Below are 6,000 nucleotides of genomic sequence, written 5' to 3'. Positions count from 1 at the left end.
AAAAAGTATTGATATTTGATGCAGATATGGGACTAGGAAATGATGATGTACTTATGGGGTTCTTGCCTAAATATAGTGTTTATGATGTAATATTTAGTGACAAAAAAATAGAAGAGGTGTTAGTAGAAGGACCTTTTGGAGTAAAACTCCTTCCAGGAGGTACAGGTGTTTCAAAAATTGAGCAAATGACTGACAAACAAAGAGATAGTTTTTTATCTAAGTTAACCTGTTTAGAAGACCTCGATTATATTATTATGGATACAGGTGCTGGTGTTAATAGAGATGTACTCGGTTTTATTTCTTGCTGCGAGGAATTAATAGTAATAACTACACCAGAACCTACTTCCCTTACAGATGCCTATAGTTTGCTTAAAGCTGTAAGCCATTTTAAGATAAGAGATAACGCAAAGGTTATAGTAAATAGAACTATAGAATCAAAAGAGGGTGAAAGTACTTTTAACAAGTTTAATAACGCTGTATCAAAGTTTCTAAATATCAATTTGCAGTATTTAGGATATTTATCAGATGATAAAAAACTTGTTCAAGCTGTCCGTAAGCAGCAGCCCTTTTTAATTAGCTATCCTAATTCTGATGTAGCTAAAGATTTAAACTACATAGCAGGTAAAATTATCGGATTAGAAACGGATAAAACAGAAAGCAGTATACAGGATTTTTTTAAGAAGATTTTTAATATTTTTTCATAAGGGGTAGGTTTTAATGAGCGACAATATGGAGTTCCTAGTTAATCAGAAAATAGAAATAGAAATGGAAGACGGGATCTATAAAAGCAATATTCAGGATGTAACAGATGAGTATATTGGAATAAGCATACCAGTAAATGAGGGAAAGTATGTACCACTTAGAAAAGGTGAGAAGGTAATATGCCATTATTATTATAATAAGGACATTTATAGATTTGAAACGGTAGTTTCAGGAAGAAAAATAGACAAGCTTCTGATAATAATGTTAAAAAAACCAGAAAAGGTAGTGATGTATCAGAGAAGAAACTTTGCAAGAGTACCTTTGATGGTTAACATATATTGTGGAATATTAGAAAACAGCAAGAAAATTGAGAATATAGGTAATAATCAAATTGAGTTCTTTGATGCATACTCACTTGATATAAGTGGTGGGGGATTAAGACTAGCAATAGACAGAAAATTTGAGAAAAGACTAAACTTAGGAAGTATGCTGATGATGACTATTCCACTTAATGATGAAAATCTCACAGTAAAAGGGAAAATTGTGAGAGTAGAAAATGACAGAAAAAATCCTAAAATTATTTGTGGAGTGTCCTTTGTAGATTTAGATAGATTAACTAGAGAATCTATAATAAGACTGGTTTTTAAAACTATGAGAGAGCAGATGAAGAAGGGAGCAAAGGGGGAGTAGCTTCATGTCACTAGTTGATGGTTTAGATGTAAGGGAAGAACTGGTTAAGAAGTATATACCATTAGTTAAATATATAGCTTCAAGAGTAATAATAGGAAAAACTAAGTATATAGAATATGAAGACCTAGTAAGCTATGGAATGATTGGGCTTATGGATGCTATAAATAAATTCGATGAAACAAGAGGAATGAAGTTTTCCACATATGCATCTATAAGAATAAAGGGATCAATGATAGATGAATTAAGAAAAAATAGTCCTATATCAAAAGGGGCTATGGATAAGCTCAATAGATATAATGATGCAGTAGAAAGACTTCAAAAACGATTTGGAAGAGAGCCCTCAGATGCTGAAATAATTGCAGAACTTAAAATTAGCTTAAAAGAAATGATGGAAATCGAAAATTATATAAACTATATATCAATTGTGTCTTTAGAGGACTTAATATTTTCAGAAGAAGATGATATTCCGCTTATTGGTACTATTCAGGACGATAAAAGTCCAAGTCCTGAGAAAAGTCTTGAAGAAAAAGAAGAATTAGAATATTTAGCTAAAGCTATAGATCTGTTAAATGAAAAAGATAGGACAGTTTTATCTCTCTATTATTATGATGGACTCACATTAAAGGAAATTGGACAGGTGCTAAGTGTTTCAGAATCTAGAGTATGTCAGCTTCATAGTAGAGCTATAGTTCATTTGAGGAAAGCTATGGTTAAATTGAAATATATAAGTTAGAATAAGGAAAGTTAACTAAAAATATTGCGAAGCAATGTTTTTATTAGAGGACAATTGACAATTGACAGAGGACAGTGAAGGAGGATTTTTCTCCGCTATGCTGCGAAAAATCTTTAATTTATACTATGAGTCGATGTTTCGCCTTGGCAAAACGAGCTTAAAAATATAATAGTTTTCTGACGTAAGGAGGAAAACTCACCTTCACTGTCCACTGTCCTCTGTCAATTGTCCTCTTTAAAATAAGGAGGAGCTATGACTGCAGTTGGGCTTTTGTTAATTGGAATACTGCTAATAGCGCTAAATATCAACGCTATTAGAAAGGAAAAGAGAACCTTCAGTAATGTTTTGGAACATAGTGAAAATAGTATGAAGGATTATGATTTGGAGATAGGAAAGCTTAGAAAAGAATTTGCAGAAACAGTTTTGGAGCTGCAAAGAGAGATTGAAGATTTAAAAGCTGATAGAGAACTAAGTGAAAATGATATTTATATAGAAGATAATCATAGAAGCGATAATAAAGAAAAAATAGAAGATAATTATAAAAATGAAGATTATGCACTAAATAAAATGGACGTAGAATACGAAAATATTAGTGGTAGTAATGATGTAATTAATAGTATAGATGTAAATGAAAATAATACATTTGTCAATTATTTAATCGATGATAGTACGCCTATAAATGGCATAGACGAGAATAATACAGAAGAAGAAAATATAAATAAAAATAATGAAGCTTATCAGAAAAAAGGTAGCAGCGTAAAACGTAATAACGTAAAAGTGGATGAAATAAGTAAGCTTTTAGATGAAGGTTTATCGGTTGATGAAATATCAGAAAAGATAGGTATTGGCAAGGGGGAAGTACTATTAATAAAGGAATTATACATAAAGTAAAGATTGTAATAGGTTTTTTAAGCGACAGAAAAATTTTAATAGGCATAGGCATAGGTATTGTTATAGCTACAACAGCTATGGCAGGAGCTAAAATTAACTATCAATTGAGCAAAAGTCAAATTGAAGATAGAGCTAGATCCATGGGAATGATGTATCCAGATGAAGTAAAGGTTATTAATGATAAGGGAGTGAGCAAATGATAAGAGGGCTTTATACTGCAGTATCAGGAATGATAACGCAGGAGGCAAAACAGGATGTAATAACAAGTAACTTAGGTAATTCAACCACTGTAGGATTTAAACAAGATAACCTAGCTATTAGAAGATTTGATGATGTTCTACTGGAAAACTATGATAAAGTAGTTGGTGGAAAAAATGTAAGAAATGAAATAGGAACACTTAGTCTTGGAAGTAGAGTAGACTCAGTAAATACAGATTTTACTCAGGGGATGATACAGGATACAGGAAAACCTACTGACTTTGCTATTGATGGAAAAGGCTTTTTTACTGTTCAGCGAAATGATGGAATTAATAATGGGCAGTACTACACAAGAGATGGTCACTTTCATGTGAATATGAAAGGAATTCTTGTAAATGATGCTGGAGATTCAGTAATTGGAAGAAACTTAGCAACAAATCAGTTAGAGCCGATAAATGTAGGTGACGGTAAATTAACTAGTGACGTATATGGCAATATAAGTATAAATGATAATAAAGCCTATAAATTATATACAGTAGATTTTAATGATTATAATAGTATAAAGAAGATTGGAGACAACCTTTATCAAGGTAATAATGCTGCAGAAAATAATGCTGTAGTAAAACAAAATTCATTAGAAAAATCTAATGTAAATGTAATAAATGAAATGACTAACATGATTACTACTATGAGAAGCTTTGAAACAAATCAAAAAATTGTACAATCAATGGATGAAACCTTAGGAAAAGCAGTAAATGAAGTAGGAAGCGTTAGGTAGGACTCATTAGAGAGAGGGGAATTTGTATGGTATTAAGATCTATATGGACTGGTAGAAGTGCTATGAATGCTCAGCAGCAAAAGTTAGATAGTATTTCAAATAATATTGCCAATGTCAATACTGTAGGATATAAAAGAGAAGATGTTAGTTTTCAGGATTTAGTTTATGAAAGCTTAAAAAGGAAAGGATATCCTACTAATGATAATCAAAATAGTATTCTAAACGGTACAGGCGTTAAGGCTGGAAACTGGATAAGAGATATTGAACAGGGTAATTTACGAAGCACAGACTCCAAAACAGACTTTGCAATAGACGGAGAAGGATATTTTAGAGTCACGCTGCCAGATGGATCTAAAGGATATGAAAGAGCGGGAAGTTTTAATATAAATTCAAATGGTGAGCTCGTAGATAAAAGTGGTAATAGATTAGATATAGAGTTTACTGAGGATGGACAAAATTTACTTAGTGAGGGAGTCGGGTTTACAAACGATAATTTTTCCGTAAAGGAAGATGGGGAGATATATTTGAATCATAATAATGACAGTGTTCATTACGGTAAAATAAATCTTTATAGTACAGTAAGTCAAGAGTCATTGAATCCTATAGGACAAAACCTATATACGTTAAATCAAGGTGCACAAATGAATGGAACAACAAAGGCAAATATACTTCAAGGATTTGTTGAAGACTCTAATGTAGATGTGGGAAAAGAGCTTACGGATATGATAGTAGCACAAAGAGCTTTTGAGATGGGATCAAGAGCATTAAAAACCGGTGATGAAATGTGGGGAATGATAAACAATATGAAGGGTAGATAGATTTTTGTAAACAAAACACTTGTATCCACATATAATATATTGATGTATGTTATTTTTAGGAGGAATTTTGAGTGGATACAAGAAAAAAATCCTGTAATAAAAAAGATGACAAAGATATGTATTATCATTGTCCTATGATGGATTGTATGTATATGCAACCTTTAATGGAACCGCAATATATGCGTGATATGGATGATATGTACCACATGGAGTACATGAATGACTGGCATATGGAACAAAGTACTAGGTATGATGACCATAGACATGATCACTGTGATTATGATGAGTATAATGACTATTATATGCCTAGGATAGAACCAATGGAAATGATGCCATCAATGATGTATCCGATGATGTACATGGGAGATATGCAGCCATATATGCCTATGATGGGTATGGAGTTCCCAATGATGGGTATGAATCCTATGTATCAGCCAATGCAAGAACCTATGATGGATATGGAGTTCCCAATGATGGGCATGAATCCTATGTATCAGCCAATGCAAGAACCTATGATGGATATGGAGTTCCCAATGATGGGTATGAATCCTATGTATCAGCCAATGCAGGACCCTATGATGGATATGGCATCTCCAATGATGGGTACACAGCCTATGAATCAACCAATGCAGGAGCCTATGATAGATATGACATCTCCAATGATGGGTGCACAGCCTATGTATCAGTCAATGCAGGAACCAATGATGGATATGACATCTCCGATGATGGATACACAGCCTATGTATCAACCAATGCAGGAGCCTATGATGGATATGACATCTCCAATGATGGGTGCACAGCCTATGTATCAGTCAATGCAGGAGCCTATGATAGATATGACATCTCCAATGATGGGTGCACAGCCTATGTATCAGTCAATGCAGGAACCAATGATGGATATGACATCTCCAGCAATGAATATGGAATATGAAAGACAGCCTATAATGGCAGAGAACATATCTGAAGACATTGTTGATGTAAAGATAAAAACTGTAGATATGAAAGAAATAGAAGATTAGAATATAGATCTTTTAAGAGAAATCCATATTTAGAAATTAATAGTATTACTATGTTTTATAGTTCTAACATTAGGCACCTACAATATGTATTTGAACATTATACATATTGTAGGTGCTTTTTACATTAACAAATTGTTTAATAATTGATGTTAAATTTTATAGTATTATATA

General features: G+C 32.7%; 8 protein-coding genes. All 8 read left to right on the top strand.

Annotated elements, in window-relative coordinates; translation table 11 throughout:
• On the top strand, window positions 1–704 hold a 704-nt coding region (locus tag I6U51_RS10380; protein WP_211142579.1), incomplete at its 5' end, for a MinD/ParA family ATP-binding protein.
• Between the two features lie 13 nt (window positions 705–717).
• Entirely contained in the window at window positions 718–1,392 is a 675-nt protein-coding gene (locus tag I6U51_RS10375; protein WP_211142578.1) for a flagellar brake protein, read from the top strand.
• 4 nt (window positions 1,393–1,396) lie between these two features.
• The gene (locus I6U51_RS10370) at window positions 1,397–2,125 is read left to right on the top strand and encodes a FliA/WhiG family RNA polymerase sigma factor (protein WP_211142577.1); all 729 of its coding nucleotides are present in this window, start codon (window positions 1,397–1,399) and stop codon (window positions 2,123–2,125) included.
• A 252-nt stretch (window positions 2,126–2,377) separates the two neighbouring features.
• The gene (locus I6U51_RS10365) at window positions 2,378–3,016 is read left to right on the top strand and encodes a DUF6115 domain-containing protein (RefSeq protein ID WP_211142576.1); all 639 of its coding nucleotides are present in this window, start codon (window positions 2,378–2,380) and stop codon (window positions 3,014–3,016) included.
• A 77-nt stretch (window positions 3,017–3,093) separates the two neighbouring features.
• On the top strand, window positions 3,094–3,216 hold the full coding sequence (locus I6U51_RS25080; RefSeq protein WP_281395952.1) for a hypothetical protein: 123 nt from the start codon (window positions 3,094–3,096) through the stop codon (window positions 3,214–3,216).
• Window positions 3,213–3,992, top strand: a complete 780-nt coding sequence (locus tag I6U51_RS10360; RefSeq protein WP_211142575.1) for a flagellar basal-body rod protein FlgG — start codon at window positions 3,213–3,215, stop codon at window positions 3,990–3,992. Before I6U51_RS25080 ends, I6U51_RS10360 begins: the two co-directional genes overlap by 4 nt.
• 26 nt (window positions 3,993–4,018) lie before the next feature.
• Complete coding sequence (locus I6U51_RS10355; protein WP_211142574.1) at window positions 4,019–4,810, top strand: flagellar hook-basal body complex protein; 792 nt, start codon at window positions 4,019–4,021, stop codon at window positions 4,808–4,810.
• A 71-nt stretch (window positions 4,811–4,881) separates the two neighbouring features.
• Window positions 4,882–5,829 (top strand): hypothetical protein, encoded by a 948-nt coding sequence (locus I6U51_RS10350; RefSeq protein WP_211142573.1) that lies wholly within the window; start codon window positions 4,882–4,884, stop codon window positions 5,827–5,829.
• The last annotated feature ends 171 nt before the right edge of the window (window positions 5,830–6,000 follow it).

The organism is Clostridium aciditolerans (assembly GCF_016316925.1).
Lineage (GTDB): Bacteria > Bacillota > Clostridia > Clostridiales > Clostridiaceae > Clostridium_AM > Clostridium_AM aciditolerans.
This window is presented reverse-complemented; position numbering and strand designations above follow the sequence as displayed.

What these genes read in the sequence shown, in the direction of transcription:
- I6U51_RS10360 (WP_211142575.1), top strand. Translation starts at nt 3,213, where the DNA reads ATGATAAGAGGGCTTTATACTGCAGTATCAGGAATGATAACGCAGGAG.
- I6U51_RS10370 (WP_211142577.1), top strand. Translation starts at nt 1,397, where the DNA reads ATGTCACTAGTTGATGGTTTAGATGTAAGGGAAGAACTGGTTAAGAAG.
- I6U51_RS10355 (WP_211142574.1), top strand. Translation starts at nt 4,019, where the DNA reads ATGGTATTAAGATCTATATGGACTGGTAGAAGTGCTATGAATGCTCAG.
- I6U51_RS10365 (WP_211142576.1), top strand. Translation starts at nt 2,378, where the DNA reads ATGACTGCAGTTGGGCTTTTGTTAATTGGAATACTGCTAATAGCGCTA.
- I6U51_RS10375 (WP_211142578.1), top strand. Translation starts at nt 718, where the DNA reads ATGAGCGACAATATGGAGTTCCTAGTTAATCAGAAAATAGAAATAGAA.
- I6U51_RS25080 (WP_281395952.1), top strand. Translation starts at nt 3,094, where the DNA reads ATGGCAGGAGCTAAAATTAACTATCAATTGAGCAAAAGTCAAATTGAA.